Source organism: Allobosea sp. ASV33 (assembly GCF_016428755.1).
Taxonomy (GTDB): Bacteria; Pseudomonadota; Alphaproteobacteria; order Rhizobiales; family Beijerinckiaceae; genus Allobosea.
In genome coordinates, this window is the sequence record NZ_JAELTI010000217.1 from 1 (window position 1) to 400 (window position 400).

1 protein-coding gene is annotated in these 400 nt (G+C 74.2%); it reads left to right on the forward strand.

What is annotated here, in order from left to right; translation table 11 throughout:
• Positions 1–137: 137 nt before the first annotated feature.
• Positions 138–272, forward strand: coding sequence for a hypothetical protein (locus tag JHD80_RS29175; RefSeq protein WP_282568457.1), 135 nt, complete (start codon positions 138–140; stop codon positions 270–272).
• Positions 273–400: the final 128 nt, after the last annotated feature.

The window sequence follows — 400 nt, forward strand, 5'->3', positions numbered from 1 at the left end:
CCCCCCCCCCCCCCCCCCCCCCCCCCCCCCCCCCCCCCCCCCCCCCCCCCCCCCCCCCCCCCCCCCCCCCCCCCCCCCCCATTACAAGCACACCACGGCATACCCGATCGCGCCTAGAGTCTCCTGGGCTCGGAGATGTGTATAAGAGACAGTTCTTCCACGGCATGACATTGCAATCGGCGGCGCGGATGATGCGCATGGCAGACTCCTTCGAATTCAAGCGGAACACTTGTCATTCCGGGGCTCCGCGCGGGTCTCTTATACACATCTGACGCTGCCGACGATTAACCTTCGGTGTAGGTCTCGGTGGGCGGGGGGGGGGTTGGGGGGGGGGGGGGGGGGGGGGGGGGGGGGGGGGGGGGGGGGGGGGGGGGGGGGGGGGGGGGGGGGGGGGGGGGGG